This window comes from Nonomuraea sp. NPDC004186, assembly GCF_053603495.1.
Genome location: NZ_JBSGFQ010000003.1, coordinates 76,891 through 92,540, shown reverse-complemented (window position 1 = coordinate 92,540; position 15,650 = coordinate 76,891). Strand labels below are relative to the sequence as shown.

The 15,650-nt window shown below is 71.0% G+C and carries 16 protein-coding genes; 6 read left to right on the top strand and 10 right to left on the bottom strand.

Translation table 11 applies throughout. The annotated features are described in order from the left end of the window. Window positions 1-7 precede the first annotated feature (7 nt). The gene (locus ACWEPL_RS03475) at window positions 8-1,285 is read right to left on the bottom strand and encodes an ABC transporter substrate-binding protein (RefSeq protein ID WP_452434999.1); all 1,278 of its coding nucleotides are present in this window, start codon (window positions 1,283-1,285) and stop codon (window positions 8-10) included. Between the two features lie 110 nt (window positions 1,286-1,395). Between ACWEPL_RS03475 and ACWEPL_RS03470 the strand changes: the two genes are divergently transcribed. Continuing rightward, on the top strand, window positions 1,396-2,409 hold the full coding sequence (locus tag ACWEPL_RS03470) for a LacI family DNA-binding transcriptional regulator (protein WP_350738322.1): 1,014 nt from the start codon (window positions 1,396-1,398) through the stop codon (window positions 2,407-2,409). A 37-nt stretch (window positions 2,410-2,446) separates the two neighbouring features. On the opposite strand, the gene ACWEPL_RS03465 is transcribed toward ACWEPL_RS03470, so the two are convergent. After that, the gene (locus ACWEPL_RS03465; protein WP_363970275.1) at window positions 2,447-3,385 is read right to left on the bottom strand and encodes a beta-ketoacyl-ACP synthase III; all 939 of its coding nucleotides are present in this window, start codon (window positions 3,383-3,385) and stop codon (window positions 2,447-2,449) included. Between the two features lie 46 nt (window positions 3,386-3,431). Here ACWEPL_RS03465 and ACWEPL_RS03460 point away from each other — a divergent pair, with 46 nt between their 5' ends. Beyond that, window positions 3,432-4,031 carry a TetR/AcrR family transcriptional regulator gene (locus tag ACWEPL_RS03460; RefSeq protein WP_452434996.1) on the top strand — a complete coding sequence of 200 codons (600 nt, stop codon included), beginning with the start codon at window positions 3,432-3,434 and terminating at the stop codon, window positions 4,029-4,031. Window positions 4,032-4,118: 87 nt separating this feature from the next. On the opposite strand, the gene ACWEPL_RS03455 is transcribed toward ACWEPL_RS03460, so the two are convergent. From ACWEPL_RS03455 to ACWEPL_RS03435, 5 genes are all read right to left on the bottom strand, one after another. After that, window positions 4,119-4,334, bottom strand: coding sequence for a hypothetical protein (locus ACWEPL_RS03455; protein ID WP_364263835.1), 216 nt, complete (start codon window positions 4,332-4,334; stop codon window positions 4,119-4,121). 37 nt (window positions 4,335-4,371) lie between these two features. After that, the gene (locus tag ACWEPL_RS03450; RefSeq protein ID WP_363970269.1) at window positions 4,372-4,722 is read right to left on the bottom strand and encodes a nuclear transport factor 2 family protein; all 351 of its coding nucleotides are present in this window, start codon (window positions 4,720-4,722) and stop codon (window positions 4,372-4,374) included. 271 nt (window positions 4,723-4,993) lie between these two features. Continuing rightward, on the bottom strand, window positions 4,994-6,007 hold the full coding sequence (locus ACWEPL_RS03445; protein WP_363970267.1) for a LacI family DNA-binding transcriptional regulator: 1,014 nt from the start codon (window positions 6,005-6,007) through the stop codon (window positions 4,994-4,996). A 68-nt stretch (window positions 6,008-6,075) separates the two neighbouring features. Next, a complete protein-coding gene (locus tag ACWEPL_RS03440) occupies window positions 6,076-6,345 on the bottom strand; it encodes a sulfurtransferase TusA family protein (protein WP_319707263.1) in 270 nt (89 codons plus the stop codon). A 35-nt stretch (window positions 6,346-6,380) separates the two neighbouring features. Next, window positions 6,381-6,974 carry a TetR family transcriptional regulator gene (locus tag ACWEPL_RS03435; protein WP_363970265.1) on the bottom strand — a complete coding sequence of 198 codons (594 nt, stop codon included), beginning with the start codon at window positions 6,972-6,974 and terminating at the stop codon, window positions 6,381-6,383. A 64-nt stretch (window positions 6,975-7,038) separates the two neighbouring features. Between ACWEPL_RS03435 and ACWEPL_RS03430 the strand changes: the two genes are divergently transcribed. The 3 genes from ACWEPL_RS03430 (at window position 7,039) to ACWEPL_RS03420 (ending at window position 12,147) form a co-directional block, all read left to right on the top strand. Continuing rightward, window positions 7,039-8,292 carry an FAD-dependent oxidoreductase gene (locus ACWEPL_RS03430; protein WP_452434993.1) on the top strand — a complete coding sequence of 418 codons (1,254 nt, stop codon included), beginning with the start codon at window positions 7,039-7,041 and terminating at the stop codon, window positions 8,290-8,292. A gap of 44 nt (window positions 8,293-8,336) precedes the next feature. Then, entirely contained in the window at window positions 8,337-9,074 is a 738-nt protein-coding gene (locus tag ACWEPL_RS03425; RefSeq protein WP_363970261.1) for a hypothetical protein, read from the top strand. 172 nt (window positions 9,075-9,246) lie between these two features. After that, window positions 9,247-12,147, top strand: coding sequence for a BTAD domain-containing putative transcriptional regulator (locus ACWEPL_RS03420; RefSeq protein ID WP_452434991.1), 2,901 nt, complete (start codon window positions 9,247-9,249; stop codon window positions 12,145-12,147). Here ACWEPL_RS03420 and ACWEPL_RS03415 read toward each other — a convergent pair. Together ACWEPL_RS03415 and ACWEPL_RS03410 are read right to left on the bottom strand one after the other, a co-directional pair. After that, window positions 12,069-13,385, bottom strand: coding sequence for an FAD-dependent monooxygenase (locus ACWEPL_RS03415; protein WP_452434989.1), 1,317 nt, complete (start codon window positions 13,383-13,385; stop codon window positions 12,069-12,071). The genes ACWEPL_RS03420 and ACWEPL_RS03415 overlap by 79 nt on opposite strands. Window positions 13,386-13,454: 69 nt before the next feature. Continuing rightward, window positions 13,455-14,294: a phosphotransferase enzyme family protein gene (locus ACWEPL_RS03410; RefSeq protein WP_452435158.1), complete on the bottom strand. Its 840-nt coding sequence runs from the start codon at window positions 14,292-14,294 to the stop codon at window positions 13,455-13,457. A gap of 234 nt (window positions 14,295-14,528) precedes the next feature. Here ACWEPL_RS03410 and ACWEPL_RS03405 point away from each other — a divergent pair, with 234 nt between their 5' ends. After that, window positions 14,529-15,455, top strand: coding sequence for a fatty acid desaturase family protein (locus ACWEPL_RS03405; protein WP_363970256.1), 927 nt, complete (start codon window positions 14,529-14,531; stop codon window positions 15,453-15,455). Here the strand turns inward: ACWEPL_RS03405 and ACWEPL_RS03400 are convergent. Then, a complete protein-coding gene (locus tag ACWEPL_RS03400) occupies window positions 15,424-15,645 on the bottom strand; it encodes a hypothetical protein (protein WP_350738358.1) in 222 nt (73 codons plus the stop codon). The two genes, ACWEPL_RS03405 and ACWEPL_RS03400, sit on opposite strands and share 32 nt — an antisense overlap. Window positions 15,646-15,650: the final 5 nt, after the last annotated feature.

The following is a 15,650-nucleotide window of genomic DNA, read 5'->3' as shown; positions in this document are numbered from 1 at the left end:
GTCAGAGTCATTGTTGAAGTGACTTCGTGATCTCGGCGTTGAGCTGCGGGAGCTTCGAGGCGTCACCGAACACGGCCTCGCGCGCGTAGCGCAGCCACGGACCCTGCGGGTCGTTGAAGGTCTGGCCGAAGCGCAGCGCGTACGGCGTCTGGCCCTTGGCCACCAGCGAGTTGATCAGCACCACGCGCGGGTCCTCAGCGGAGTACTTGTTGCTGGCCAGGTCGGTACGCGCGAGCACGTCCTTGTTCTTGGCCATGACCTCGACCTGGGCGTCGTCGGAGACCGTCCAGGACAGGAAGTCCCAGGCCGCGTCCGGGTTCTTGGACGTGGCGGAGATGCCGACGGAGTCGCCGCCCACGAACGTGGACTCGCCGCCGTCGGGGCCGGCGATCGGGGTGACGCCGATCTTCATGTCCTTGGGCATGAGACCGAGCGTGGTGGAGGGCATCGGCATGACGCCGATCTCGCCCTTGGGGAAGAAACCGGTCCAGGTCGGGCCCTGCTCCTCCTTGGCGGTCGGCCCGGTGACCTTCTTGTCGTACAGGTCGCGCCAGATCTTGAACACGTCGGTCATCGCGGCCTGGTCGTTGAGCGACTGGGTGCCCTCGGCGTTCATGACCTGGCCGCCGGCGGCCCAGACGGAGGGCCAGAATGTGAAGACGTAGCAGCCGCCGCAGTTGCCGCCGAAGAAGGTGCCGTGGACCTTGCCGTCCTTGCCGAGCTTCTCCTGGATCGTGGTCGCCTGCTGGGCGAACTCCTTCAGCGACTTCGGCCCCTGCTCCGGGTCGAGCCCGGCCTTCTGGTAGAGGTCCTTGTTCCAGAACCAGACCGACAGGTCGAGCGTGTGCGGGAGCGTGTACATCTTCCCGTCGAGCGTTCCGAGCTTCATGTGAGAGGGGGCCAGGCCGTCCTTGAACGGCAGCTTCGCGACCCTGTCCGTGATGTCCATGAACAGACCCTGAGAGGTGTAGTTCGGGACGAAGATGACGTCGGCCGCGAACACGTCGGGGAGCTGCTTGGCACCGGCCGCCGCGGCGATGCGCGGCTGATAGTTGTCGGTCGGGATGACGGTGAGCTTGACCTGAATGTTCTTGTGACTGCTGTTGTAGGCCTTGACCAGCCGCTCGCTCTGCGTCTGGGTGGCCGCACGGGTCCACATGGTGATCGTCACGGGACTCTCCGCCGACGGCGTGCTGCCCCCACCACCACCGCCGCCGCTGCCGCAGGCCGCCGCTGTGAGCGCTAACACACCGAGGAGGGAGATCCCGGCCAGCCTTCGTCTCATGTTGTGCTCCTGGACTTAAAGGTTTTCGGAAACGTAGAAGAAACAAGAGTCCATGTCAATGGGTGCTAGGGTTCTATGCAGTTCACAGGTGACGAAAAGGGTTTCGAAACATGGCGAGTAAGCGGGCGACCATCTCCGATGTGGCCTCGCTGGCGGGGGTCTCGATCGCCACGGCGTCCAAAGCACTCAACGGGCGCCAGGACGTGCGGGCCGCGACGCGCGAGCGGGTGCTCGCCGCCGCGGCGGAGCTCTCCTTCCAGCCGAACGCCCTGGCCAGGGGGCTGATCTCAGGACAGACGCGCACGGTCGGCCTGCTGACCTCCGACAGCGTCGGCCGGTTCGGCATTCCGGTGCTCCTCGGGGCGGAGGACGCGTTCGGGGCCGGCGAGATGGCCGTGCTGCTCTGCGACGCGCGCGGCGACGCGATCAGGGAGCAGCACCACGTACGGGCGCTGCTGTCGCGCCGGGTGGACGGGCTGATCGTGGTGGGCGAGAGCACGAGCCCGCGGCCGTCGGTGAGCAAGGACCTGCCGGTGCCGGTCGTGTACGCCTACGGCCCCTCGGACGACCCGTCGGACGTGTCCTTCGTGCCGGACGACGTCGGCGCGGCCGCCATGGCCGTGAACCACCTGCTGGCGATGGGCCGGCGCAGGATCGCGCACATCACGGGGCCCACGCACTACAAGGCGTCCCGCGACCGCGAGGAGGGCCTGCGCCAGGCGCTCGCGCAGGCGGGGCTGCCGCAGGCGGGGCAGACGCTGTCGGGCCCGTGGTCGCAGCGGTGGGGGCGGCACGCGGCCGAGATGCTGCTGATGGCCGAGCCGGAGGTCGACGCGGTGTTCTGCGGCAGCGACCAGATCGCGGCCGGTTTCGTGGAGACGGCCAGGGAACGCGGGCGGCGGGTGCCGGAGGACATCGCGGTGGTCGGCTACGACAACTGGGAGGTGCTGTCCACGGAGACCCGGCCCGCCCTGACCACCGTGGACATGAACCTGGAGCAGCTGGGGCGCACCGCGGCCCAGCACCTGTTCGCCGCCATCGACGGGAAGGCGACGCCCGGGGTGCACAAGATGCCCTGCCAGCTCGTGATCCGCGACTCCACCTCCCCGCCGGGCGTCTCCTGAGGCGGGCCCGTCAGGGGGAGCTTCCGAGGCGGGCCCGTCAGGGACAGCGGACGATCATGCCCGCGTACGACAGGTTCCCTCCGAACCCGAACAGCAGCATCGGCGCCCCGCTCCGGACCTCACCCCGCTCCAGCAGCTTGGACAGCGCCAGCGGCACGCTCGCGGCCGAGGTGTTGCCCGACTCGACCACGTCGCGCGCCACGATCGCGTTGACCGCGCCGAGCTTGGCCGCGACGGGCTCGATGATGCGCAGGTTCGCCTGGTGGAAGACCACCGCCGCCAGGTCCTCCGGCCGTACGCCGCCGCGCTCGCACGCCTTCCTGGCGATGTCGGGGAGCTGGGTGGTGGCCCAGCGGTAGACGGTCTGGCCGTCCTGGGAGAAGCGGGTCGGGGTCCCCTCGATGCGTACGGCGGTGCCCAGCTCCGGCGCGGAGCCCCACACCACGGGGCCGATCTCGGCCTCCGGGGCCGCGCTGATCACGGCCGCTCCCGCGCCGTCGCCGGTCAGCACGCATGTGGTCCGGTCGGTCCAGTCGGTGACGGCCGTCATCTTGTCCGCCCCCACGACCAGGGCGTTCGTGGCCGCGCCGGCGCGGATGGCGTGGTCGGCGACGGCAAGGGCGTGGGTGAAGCCGGAGCACGACACGCCGACGTCCATCAGCCCCGCGCTGGGCACGCCGAGCCGGGCGGCGACGCGGGAGGCGATGTTCGGGGCGCGCTCGGTCTGGGTGCAGGTGGCGATCAGCAGGAGGTCGATGTCGGCGGCGTCCAGGCCGCTCGCCGTCAGGGCCTTCGCGGCGGCGTGCTGGGCCAGGTCGGTCACGGTCTCGTCGGGTTCGGCCACGTGCCGCGTACGGATGCCGACGCGCTTGGTTATCCACTCGTCGTTGGTGTCCACCATGGCCGCCAGCTCATCATTTGTCAGGATTTTTGCTGGTTGATAGTGGCCTGTGGCGACAAGTCGTGATCCCGTCATGAGGCCGGACTATAGCAAGCGAACGTTCGGACGCTAAACTGCCGGCATGAGTCCCCGCAGATCCGTCGCCGAGGCCCTCGGCACGCGTGCGGCCATCCTGGAGCGCTCGGTCGCCATCGCCTCCGCGGAGGGGCTCGAAGGGCTGACCATCGGCCGCCTCGCCGGTGAGCTGGGCATGAGCAAGTCAGGAGTGCTCGGGCACTTCGGCTCCAAGGAGGCGCTGCAGCTCGCCGTCCTCGACCGGGCCGGGGAGATCTTCCGCGCCGAGGTCTGGGAGCCCGCCCGGCCCGCCGCACCCGGGCTGACCCGCCTGCGGGTGCTGTGCGAGGCGTGGATCTCTTACCTGGAGCGCGGGGTCTTCCCCGGCGGGTGCTTCTTCGTGGCCGCGGCCCACGAGTTCGACGGCCGGCCGGGGCCGGTGCGGGACGCGGTGGAGGCCAGGTTCGACGTCTGGCGCGGACGGCTGCGCAAGGAGGCCGGGCGCGCGGTGGACGCGGGCGAGCTGCCCGCGGGGACGGATCCGGATCAGCTCGCGTTCGAGCTGCTCGGCGCGGTCATGGCCCTGAACCACGCCCTCCAGCTCCACCACGACCCGGCGGCCCCCTCCCGAGCCCGCCACGCCATCCGGACCCGCCTCACCACCTGACCTCTGGCGCGCTCGGCTCCCACCGGTCCCAGGGCATGCGAAAGCTCGGGCGCGGCGGATGCGGCGCCCGAGCCCGGGTTCCAGGCGTCAGCCGCCGGTCGACAGTTGTTCGAAGAGGGCCAGGGCCGCCTCCCGGACCTCTTCCGGGGAGACCCCGTCCAGCGTCTTCCTGGCATCGGTGATGTCGCGAGTGGTGGCGAGCGTGATGGCCACGGACGACGCTGCGGCGTGGTCGATCGATCCCGTCGGGGCGGCGTCTGCCAGTTCCTGGGCGCTCGCGGCGAGGTCGAGGTTGTCTCTCAACGGATCTCCTCGGATGAAGACGGCTCGGCCCATTGCATCATTTGGCATCATGCCGCATCCACCATTCGGTGAATTCACGGCACCGGCCATCGGGCACAAACCTGATCACCCATAGATTACTGTACGTTTTGTCGGGATATGTCGTGACCCCCTGGATAACACTGACGTCGTCGGCCACGTTCACCGGATGCCACCCGAACTCGGTCTCACCAGGCTTGTCCTGCCGCCCGAGCCACTGCGAGACGATCTCGTCCCGCCCCTGCCACGGAGAGCTGTACGGCTCGGTGTAGTAGACGGCGTCCTCGGTGAACAACGCGGCGATGTCGTCGGGATCGTTGGAGTTCCAGGCACGTACGTACCCCTCGATCCATGGGCCCGGCTCGACCATTGTTACCCCCTCAGCGGGTCATATCGCCCGCCTACCCACCTGACCAGCCGTTAAGCCCCGATCATGGTCACTACGCCTGGTCACGGTCTCATCTCGTTCAGGTATAGGGGTACTCAGGCGCTCTTCCGCGTACTCCGTCAGGGTTGGAGCCGGGGGGAGTTCATGGCGGCTCCGGGCTGTGCCGCGGAGGAGGGGACGGCACGTGCCGCGGGTCGGGACACGGCGGTCTGCCAGCCGCCCGCCCCGCCCGCGGCACGCGCCGAGGCCGCCGCTACACGGAGTGAGCGGGACCGGTGCTGCCGCGCGGCGTGAGCACGGCCGCCTGGTCCTCGTACGGGGGCACGGTCTCGCCCGCGATCAGCGCGAGCAGCCGCTGGGCGGCGTGCGCCCCGTACGCGGGGATGTCGCGGGTGAGCGCGGTCAGCGGCGGCCGGACGACCTGGGACAGTGGCGAGTCGTCCCAGGCCACGATGGACAGGTCGCGCGGCACCTCGACCCGCATCTCCTGGGCCACGGACATGCCCGCCACGGCCATGATGTCGTTGTCGTAGATGATCGCCGTGGGCCGGTTGGGCGAGCTGAGCAGCCGCCGGGTGGCCCTGGCGCCCTCCTCGCCGGTGTAGTCGGTGTGCACGGTCACGTGCTCGGCCACGCCCTCGCACGCCTGCTCGAACGCCTGGTCGCGGACGGTCGTATGGACCAGCTCCGGCAGCCCCGCCACCCGCGCGACCCGGCGGTGGCCCAGCGCCACCAGGTAGCCGACGGTCTCGCGCACGGCCTCGCCGTCGTCCGACCAGACCGCCGACAGCGAGCCCGACTCGGTGGGATGTCCGATGACGACGACCGGCATCCCCAACCGCTCCAGCTCGACCACTCTGGAGTCCGAATAGTGCAGGTCGACCAGGAACACACCGTCGATGCGGCTCTCGCCCCACCAGCGCCGGTAGACCTCGCTCTCCCGCTCATGGCTCGTGACGACCTGGAGCAGCAGCGCGTACGAGCGGTCTGCGAGCACGCCCTCGATGCCGCTGATCAGCTCCATGAAGAACGGCTCCACGCCCAGGATGCGGGCGGGACGGCAGAGCGCGAGGCCCACGCAGTTGGCCCTGGCGCCGTTGAGCGCTCGCGCCGCGCTGTTGGGCCGCCAGCCGATCTCCTCGGCGATGGCGACGATCCTGGCCCGCGTCGCGTCCGATACGCCCGGTTGCCCGTTGAGCGCGTAGGAGACCGCCACTTTGGACACTCCCGCCCGGCCGGCGATGTCGGCGATCGTGGGTCGCTTCACGGACTCCCTCTCTGAACCGGATAACCCTCATACTCTAGGCCACCCCATTCGGTAAGGGAATTAACCGCTTAAGCCACGTGCCAGGGCTTGGCGTCCTCGGTCTCCTTGGCGGCCCCGGCCACGCGCAGCGCGTACGTCGGCGGCTCCGCCCCCGGCACCGGCCCCAGGTACGTGTGCCCGGTCAGATGACACCAGGCAGGCAGGTCGACGGGCGCGGCGGGATCGGTGGCGATGAGATGGATCACCGCTCCGGGACCGGCCTGGCGCACGTGACCGCGCAGTTCGATGAGCAGTTGCACGCAGAGCTTGCCGCTGCCGTCCACCACGAGATCAGGCATGAGTACAAGGAAACCACCGCCCGGACCCCGGACCGTCACGAACCCCGCAGGTGGCCCACGAGCTTCTCGACCTCCCGCGCATAGTGCTCGGCGAACTCCGGCGACGCCGGATCCCGCCCCCACACCGCCTGGACGAGCTGCGGGAACGCGATGCCGGCCGCCGCCATCGAGAACAGCGCCACCAGCACCGCCGCCGGGTCGAGGTCCGCGGGGATCTCCCCGTCCCGCTGGCGCTCGCGCAGGAGCTCCAGATCCCGGCGTACGTCCTCGACGAAGGAAGGATCGGGCGGCCCGTCGTCGGTGAGGCTCCGCCAGAGCATCAGCCGGCCGTAGTCGCGGCGGGCGGCGTTGGCCCGCACGTATTCGGCGGCGAGCGAGCCGAGCGAGGCCGACCGGTCGGCGAACCCGCTCTCCTCGGCCTGCCAGCGCGCGGTCAGGGCCTCATAGAGGCCCTCCTTGCCACCGAAATAGTACGAGATCAGCTGCTTGTTCACCCCGGCCCTGGTGGCGATCTCGCTGACACGCGCCCCCGCAAACCCTTTCGCCGCGAACTCCTCCAGCGCCGCCTGCAGGATGCGGGCCTTCGTGCGCTCGGGGTCGCGCTGCTTCTCTTCGGGCGCTCGTCTCATGGCCCGCACTCTATCATCCATCCGGATGGTTGACAGAATCATCCGAATGGATGATAGTCGAGCCATGACACGGAACATCGCGATCATCGGTGGCGGCATCGGCGGGCTCTGCCTGGCCCAGGGACTGCGCAAGGCAGGGCTCGACGTGACCGTCTACGAGCGGGACAGGACCCCGGCCGACCGGCTGCAGGGCTACCGCGTGCACATCGACCCGAACGGCGCCCGCGCCCTGCACGACTGCCTGCCCGCGCATCTGTGGCAGGCGTTCCTCGACACGACCGGGCGGCACGGCGGGCAGGACTTCGGCTTCATCACCGAGCGGTTGAGTCGGCTCGCGCTGATCGAGGCGCCCACGGCGGCCGACCCGGCCGACGACCACCACTCGGCCAGCCGCATCACGCTCAGGCAGGTGCTGCTGTCGGGGCTCGACGACGTCGTACGGTTCGGGAAGACGTACGAGAGGTACGAGCGGCTCCCCGACGGGCGGGTCGAGCTGTTCTTCGCGGACGGCACGAGCGCGACCGCGGACATCGTGGTCGCCGCCGACGGCGGGAACTCGCGGGTGCGTAAGCAGTACCTGCCGCACGCCGAGCGGGTGGACACGGGGATCACGACGGTGGCGGGCAAGTTCCCGATCACCGCCGAGACCAGGAAGCTCGTGGCGCCGCGGCTGCTCGACGGTCCGAACAGCGTCATCCCGCCCAGCGGCATGGGGTTCTTCACCGCGCCGCACGACCTGGGCGACGGGGTGGCGTACGGCGAGTTCGGGGTGACGGAGCAGGAGGGCGCGCTGATGGACAACTCCAGCAGCTACATCCTGTGGGCGTTCGGCGCGCCCGGCGCCGCCTTCCCCACCAACATTTCCGAAATGTCGGGCGAGCAGCTCCAGGCAACCGTGGCCCGGAAGATCGAATCCTGGCACCCCGACCTGCGCACGGTGGTCGGCCGGTCCGACCCCGACACGATCACGCTGCTGCCGATCCGTACCTCGATCCCCATCGACCCCTGGCCCGCCACGAACATCACCCTGCTCGGCGACGCCATCCACAGCATGACGCCGATGCGCGGCATCGGCGCGAACACCGCGCTGCGCGACGCGCGCCTGCTCTGCGCCGCCCTCACCAGCGGGGGCGATCCTGTTGAGGCCATCGCGGGGTACGAGGCCCGGATGCGCGAGTACGGCTTCGCCGCCGTCCGCGACTCGATGCGCGCGGCCGAGCAGTTCGTCGGCGGCGGCAGGGTGAGCCGGACGGGGTTCAAGGTCTTCCTCCGGGTGGTCCAGCGCTTCCCTGCGCTGAAGGCCAAGGTGTTCTCCTGACCCGGCCTGTTGCGCGGGAGGGGCCGGGCGAAGAGTGTGGAGGCATGCCAGGCGTCGACACGATGGACGGCCTCCTGCTGGCGGTCGCGGAGTTCGATCCGGACGCGTACGAGCTGCCCGTCGAGGCGGCGGCGCTCGACCGGGCCAGACGGTCGCTCGACGCGTGCGGGCTGCTGCTCCTCGGCGAGGTGCACGGGGTCAGGGAGAACCCGCTCGTCATCCTCGGGCTCATGCGGCTGCTCGGCCTGACCGGCCTGGCCCTGGAATGGCCCGAGGAGCTGAAGCCGCAGCTCGACCGCTACCTCACCGACGGGACCGGGCTGGACCACCCGCTCTGGTGGCTCGGCAGCGGCGCCATCACCGCCGGCCACCTCGCGGTGCTGCGAGCCGTGCCGGGGCTGCGGGTCACCTTGTTCGACGGGTGGACGAACACGGGCGACTGGTCGCAGCGCGACGCCTTGATGGCGCAACGGGTGCTGGCGGCCCACGCCGAACCCGCGCTGGTCGTGGCCGGCAACCTCCACACCCTGACCTCCCCGACCGACCTGGGCCTGCCGATGGGGGCGTGCCTGGCCAGCGCGCGGCCGTCGCTGGAGAGCGTACGGATCGACTACGGGACGGGCAGCTTCTACAACTTCGAGCCCCGGCACATCCGCAAGCACCCGGCCAAGGCGGGGCTGGGGGTCGGGGAGGACGGGCTGGTGGTGGGACTCCCCGAGTTCACCGAAGCCACCGTCCCCCACCTCCCCGCCGACCTCCTCGACTCCCACCTCACGCCCTGATCGCCCGTCCCACCCCGAAGCCCAAACCCCCAAGCGCGGGGCGCGGGGCGCGGGCGCGATAGCCGGGCCACCCAACCTCCTCCCCAAGGGCCCCGGCCGAAGTGCGGAGGGGGATGGGGCTGCGGTGGGAGGGTGTGGGGTGCGTACGCTGGGGTCCGGGCGGGGAGGGTGGATGCGGGTCGGGATTCTGGGGCCGCTTCAGGTGGCGGGGGGCGCGGTCGGCGGTGCCCGGGTGCGGGCGCTGTTGGTGCGGCTGGCGCTCGACCCCGGACGCGTCGTGACCACGGACAGGCTGATCGACGACCTGTGGCCGGGTGAGGCGCCGGCGCATCCGATGGCGGCGCTGCAGTCGCTGGTGTCCAGGGCGCGCAGGGAGGCGCCGGGCGTGATCTCGTCCCATCCCGCCGGATACGTGCTGGATGTTCCGCCGGGTGAGGTGGACGCGTGGGCGTTCGAGCGGCTCGTACGGGCCGGTGACGTGCGCCGGGCACTGGCGTTGTGGCGGGGTCCGGCGCTGGCCGACGCGGCCGATCTGCCCTTCGCCACGGCCCCGGCGGCCCGCCTGGAGGAGCTGCGCCTGACCGCCCTGGCCACGAGGATCGCCGCCGACCTGAGCGCGACGATCACCACCGATCCGGCCGCTGCCCAGGGCGCCACAACCGCCGACCACCCCGACCACCCCGAACGGGGGGCTGGGCTGGTGGCGGAGTTGGAGGGGTTGGTTGCCGCGCATCCCTTACGGGAGCCGTTCCACGCCCTGCTCATGCGCGCCCTCACCACCCAGGGCCGACGCGCAGAAGCGCTCGCGCTCTTCGAGCGGATCAAGGCGGCCCTGGCCGAGGAGCTGGGCGTGGACCCGGGGCCCGAGCTGCGGGAAGCCCACCTGGAGGCGCTGCGGGACGCCGAGCCGAAGAGCAACCTGCCCGCCCGCCTCACGAGTTTCGTGGGCCGCTCCGAGGACATGTCCCGGCTGAAGGACCGGCTCGGCAGGGCCAGGCTGGTCACGCTCGTCGGGCCGGGCGGCGCGGGGAAGACGCGGCTGGCCGTGGAGGTGGCCGCGGGCCTGCACGTGCCGGACGGCGTTTGGCTGGTCGAGCTCGCCACCGCCACCGGCGTACGGGCCGCCCTGGAGGGCGCGCTCAGGACGACCGACCCGGTCAGGGCCCTGCGCGGCACCGCGCCGCTGATCGTGCTGGACAACTGCGAGCACGTGATCGAGGAGGCCGCCACGACGGCCCGTACGCTGCTGTCCGAGGTGGCGGGCCTGCGGATCCTCGCCACCAGCAGGGAGCCGCTCGACATCCCCGGCGAGACCCTGCACCACGTGCTGCCGCTGCCCGAGGGGAAGGCGGCCGAGCTGTTCGCGGAGCGGGCCGCCGCCGCCCGGCCCGACCTGCGGGTAGAGCCGGAAGAGGCAGCGCGGATCTGCCGCGAGCTGGACGGCATCCCGCTGGCCATCGAGCTGGCCGCCGCGCGCCTGCGTACGATGCCGCTGTCCGTCCTGGTGCGGCAACTCGGCGACCGGCTGGCCTTCCGCGGCGGCCGTACGGCGGAGCCGCGCCACCGCACCATGCGCGCGGTCATCGACTGGAGCTGGAACCTGCTCTCCGACCGCGAACGCGAGCTGCTCAGGGGCCTGACGGTGTTCTCGGGCGGCGCCACGTACGAGGCGATCTCCCAGGTCTGCGGCGGCGACCTCGATCTGCTCTCCTCGCTGGTGGACAAGTCGCTCATCGCGGTCTCCGGCGACCGCTACACCATGCTGGAGACCATCAGGCAGTACGCCGCCGCCGACCTCCCCGAGCTGCGCCAGGCCCACGCCCGCTACTACACCGAGCTGGCCGAGACCGCCGACCCCCACCTGCGGACCGGCGAACAGCTCAAGTGGCTGGCCGTGCTGGACGCCGAGCAGGGCAACCTGGACGCGGCGCTGCGCCACTCCGACGACCCGCTCCGGGTGATCCTGCCGCGGCTCTGGTCGTGGATCATCCGCGGCCGGCATCGCGAGATCAACGAGCAGGCCGCGTCGGTGCTGCGAAGAGTGGGCGACACGCCGCCGCCGGGGCGGGAGCTGGCGCACGGGATCTGCCGGGTGCTGGCGGGGTTCGCGCCGACCGAGGCGGTGCTGGAGTCCGACCATCCCGCCGCCCTGAACTCGTGGGCGCTGGCCGGGGTCGGGACGCCCGCCGACGTGGTGAGCCTCACCGAGCGGCAGTCGGGGCGGCTGCGCGACCATCCCGACCTGTGGACGAGGTCGGCGGCGCTGCTGGCCACCGGCATCGTGCGGTTCGAGTACGGGGCGGTGGCCGGGGCCGAGGACCTGCTGGTGCCGGCGGTCGACGGGTTCAGGGCCGTCGGGGACCGGTGGGGGCAGTGGGCCGGGCTCTTCTGGTTGTCGCTGGTCGCGGAGAACCACGGGGACTTCGCCACGGCGGTAACCCTGGCGGAGGAGCCGGAGCGGCTGGCCGCCGAGCTGTCCGGGCTCGACACGCCGCTCGGGCCGATGACGTTCCTGATCCGGGTCGGCCAGCTCAAAGGGCGGGCGGGCGATCATGCCGGAGCGGCCCGCGCGCTCGGACAGGCGTGGGAGTCGGCCGTGCGGTCCGACGACCAGGCGATCGTGGCCAGGGTCATGCACGCCAGGGCCGAGCTGGCCAGGCGCACCGGCCACCCGGAGGAGGCCGCCCGGCTGCTGGAGACGGCACTGGCGCTCGACGTCGAAGTGTCAGCCCAGCTCAGGGCGTACATGAACGTCGAGCTCGCCCGGGTCCGCGAGCCTCGCGAGCCGCTGCGCCGGGCCCTGGAGCTGATGGCCACGTGCTCCGACAGGACCGCGCGGGCGACCGTGCTGGAAGGGGTGGCCGAGCACCTGGAGCCGGAGGCGTCCGCCGAGCTGCTCGGCGCCGCGCGGGCGCTGAGAGGGATCGGCGAGTCCGCCGATCCTCACGTCAACGAGCTGGCCGCCAGGTGCCGGGCCGCGCTGGGCGAGCACGGCTACCGCGAGGCGTCGGCGAGGGGCGCGTCGATCCCGAACCCGGAGAGGTACGCGCTGAGGCCGCTCTCGTCCCCGTGATAGCCGATGTAGCCGTCGGGGCGGACGAGGATGACGCCCTCCTGGCCGTCGAGCGGCGGCAGCACCGTGAACGGGTACGCCGTCTCCGTGTCGGCCAGCAGCAGGAAGCCGGTGCCGCGCTGCTCGGCGAAGAGCGCGCCGAGCCGTTCGCCGCCGCGCTCGCCCACGGACAGCGGGCTGCCGAGGTAGGCCAGGCCGAGCTGGTTGGTGTCGTCGCCGCGCTTGTTGTCCTGCTCCCGGTACAGGCGGGTGCTGAGGCCCAGCACGTGCGCGGCCACCGCCATCCGCTCGTCCTCGTACGTGTCCAGCAGCGCCTCGGTGCCGACGGCCAGCTTCCAGCCCAGGTTGTAGGCGTCCTGCACGCCGGTGTTGAGCCCCTGGCCGCCCGCCGGAGTGTGCACGTGGGCCGCGTCGCCGGCCAGGAACACCCGGCCGACCCGGAACCGGTCGGCCATGCGGATGTTGACGCGGTACTCGGACCGCCACAGGATCTCCTCGATCCGCACGTGCGGCGCGTGCTCGGCGACGAGCGCGATCAGGTCGTCGTCCCCGGTGTACGGGGCGACGAGCTGGAAGACGTCGGTGTTCGGCAGCGGGCAGAGCGTGAAGTGGACCTTCTGCTCGGCCGGCGAGCCCCACACGTGCCAGTGCTCGCGGTCCAGGTCGCCGGTCCTGACGTCGGCCAGCAGCATGCGCTCGCTCTCGAACGTGTCGCCGACGAAGCCGACGCCCAGCTGCTTGCGTACGACGCTGCGACCGCCGTCCGCGCCCACCAGGTAAGCGCAGCGGACCTGCTCGCCGCTGCCCAGGGTGACGGTCACGCCGTCCTCGTCCTGCTCGAAGCCGGTCACCTCGGCCCCGAACTCGACCTCGTGCCCCAGCTCGGCCAGCCGGTCGCGCAGGATCTGCTCGGTCCGCCACTGCGGCTGCATGATCAGGTTGGGGTACGGCACGTCGGCGGACGGCTCGCGGATCTCGTCCATCCGGCCCTCCCAGACCACCTGGTCGCCCTGGTAGCTGCGCAGGCTCGGGTACTCGCGGCCGGTGGCGAGGATCTCGTCGACCACGCCGAGGTCGTCGAAGACCTCCAGCGTGCGCGGCTGCAGGCCCTTGCCGCGCACGCCCGCGGGCGGCTGCGGCGACTTCTCGACGATGCGGAGGTCGACGCCTCTGCGGGCCAGCTCGATGGCCAGGGTCAGTCCGGTCGGCCCGGAGCCGACGATCAGCACGTGTGTCATGCCGAGGACGATGCCTGGGGGCACTGTCAGATCTCTGTCAGCCGCTGCCATGCCCGTTCCCGGGCCTTTTCAGGGACGCAATTTGTGGAACAGCGCCACGCGGTCGCGGTGGTATTCGAGGTCGTCCTCGTCGTGCCGCACCCCCGCGCGCACGGCTTTCCGGAAGTAGGCGTACTCCCTGCGGAGCTTGTGCCTGATGAGCTGGGCCAGCGCCTCCTCGTCCAGCTCTCCGGCGGTGCCCCCGGCCTCGTGGTACGCCTCCACGAACGCCCGGCTCGGCCCCAGCTCGTCGTCCCCCCATTCGAGCGCGGCGGCGGCCAGCTCCACCTCCGGGGCGCCGACGAAGGTCTCGTCCCAGTCGAGCACCGCCACGATCCCGCCGTCCCTGGCGAGGGTGTTGCCGGTGTAGTAGTCGCCGTGGAGGGGGTGGCGCAGCGGGTGGCGGGCGTGGAACTCCGCCAGCCAGCGGTCGAGGGCGGGGTCGTCCAGTTCGAGGGCGTCCCGGGGCGGGTCGCCGTACAGGCCGGACTCCTGGAAGGCGGGCACCGGACGCGGCGGCGGGCGGAACGTGGCCAGCGACTCGTGCAGCCTGGCCAGCAGGCGGGCGCCCGCCACGCGCTGGGCGGGCACGTCGGAGTCCGGCCACTCGCCCTCGACGTACGGCCAGCAGGAGATCGGGCGGCCCGCCACCATGACGACCGTCGCTCCGTCGCGGGCCGGCACGGGTGCGACGGCCTCGGGGAGCGTGCCGGCGGCGTGGCGGGCGATCGCGTGACACCACTCGCTCTCGGCGGCTGTGCGCCCCACCGGTCCGACGCGGATAACATGGCCGTCAAGCCGGTACGCGGCGGATTCTTCGCCACCGTGCAATCGTTCGCCGTTTCCCGTGACATCCCAGGTCAGCGCCATGGCCGCACGGATTTCCGGGGTAAGCGGGATATCGGCATAGATCACTCCGGAAAGCCTATCTTCCGGATCCGTCCCTGATGCGCAAAGGTTAGGGTCACCTACCTCGCACTTGTAAGGAGACCCGTGGCCAGTCCCGGCAGGCTCGACACCAGAGGCAGCGACTTCGCCCGACTAGCCCGTCAGATCACGGACGCCGGTCTTCTTGACCGGCGTCCCTTTTATTACGCGATCCGGATGACCATCATGGCCGCCGTCTACCTCGGCGGCTGGGCGCTGTTCGTCTGGCTCGGCGACTCGTGGCTGCAGCTTCTCGTGGCCGTCGCGCTGGCGGTCGTCTTCGCGCAGCTCGGGTTCCTCGCCCACGATCTCGGGCACCGGCAGGTCTTCAGGACGCGGCGGCCCAGCGACGTCGCGGGCCTGATCATCGGCAACCTCGCCATCGGGCTCGGCTGGGGCTGGTGGACCACCAAGCACAACCGCCACCACGCCAACCCCAACCACGAGGACCACGACCCCGACGTCTCCCCCGCCGTGATCGTCTGGTCGGAGGAGCAGGTCGCCAGGAGCATCGGCCTACCGCGATTTGTCGCGAAATATCAGGCTTACTGGTTCTTCCCGCTGCTGACGCTCGAGGCCTGGCACCTTCACATCGCCAGCGTCAAGGCCCTGTTCAAGCCCGAGGCCAAGCGGCGCGGGTCGGAGCTGACGATGCTCCTCACGCACTTCGTGCTCTACTTCGGCCTGGTCTTCACCATCTTGCCGGTCGGCAAGGCACTGCTGTTCCTGATCGTGCACCAGGGATTGTTCGGGATCTACCTGGGGTGCACGTTCGCGCCCAACCACAAGGGCATGCCAATCCTGACCGCGGAGGACAAGCTGGACTTCCTCCGCAAGCAGGTGCTGACCTCGCGGAACGTACGGGGCGGCCTGTTCGCGGACGTGGCGCTCGGCCAGCTCAACTACCAGATCGAGCATCATCTCTTCCCCAACATGCCGGCCCCCAACCTGCGCAGGGCGCAGCCGATCGTCGAGCGGTACTGCGCGGAGATCGGCGTCGACTACCTCCAGACCGGCCTGATCGAGTCGTACGGGCAGGCACTACGCCACCTGCACGAGGTCGGCGCCGCGCTCAGGCGCCCCCTTCCGACTCAAGGCGCCTGAGCAGCGAGTCGCGGCGGCCCTCGAGCTGAGCGATCAGCTCCTCCTGCTCGTCCGCCTGGCTGATCAACGCCGAGATCTCCACCTGGTCGGTCGCGCCCATGTCGCGACTCTGGTTGCGGAGGTCCTGGTTCTCGGCCCTCAGCCGGGCCAGGTCCTCTTCGACCTGCCGCAGGTCGTCCTTTGTGCTCATTTACG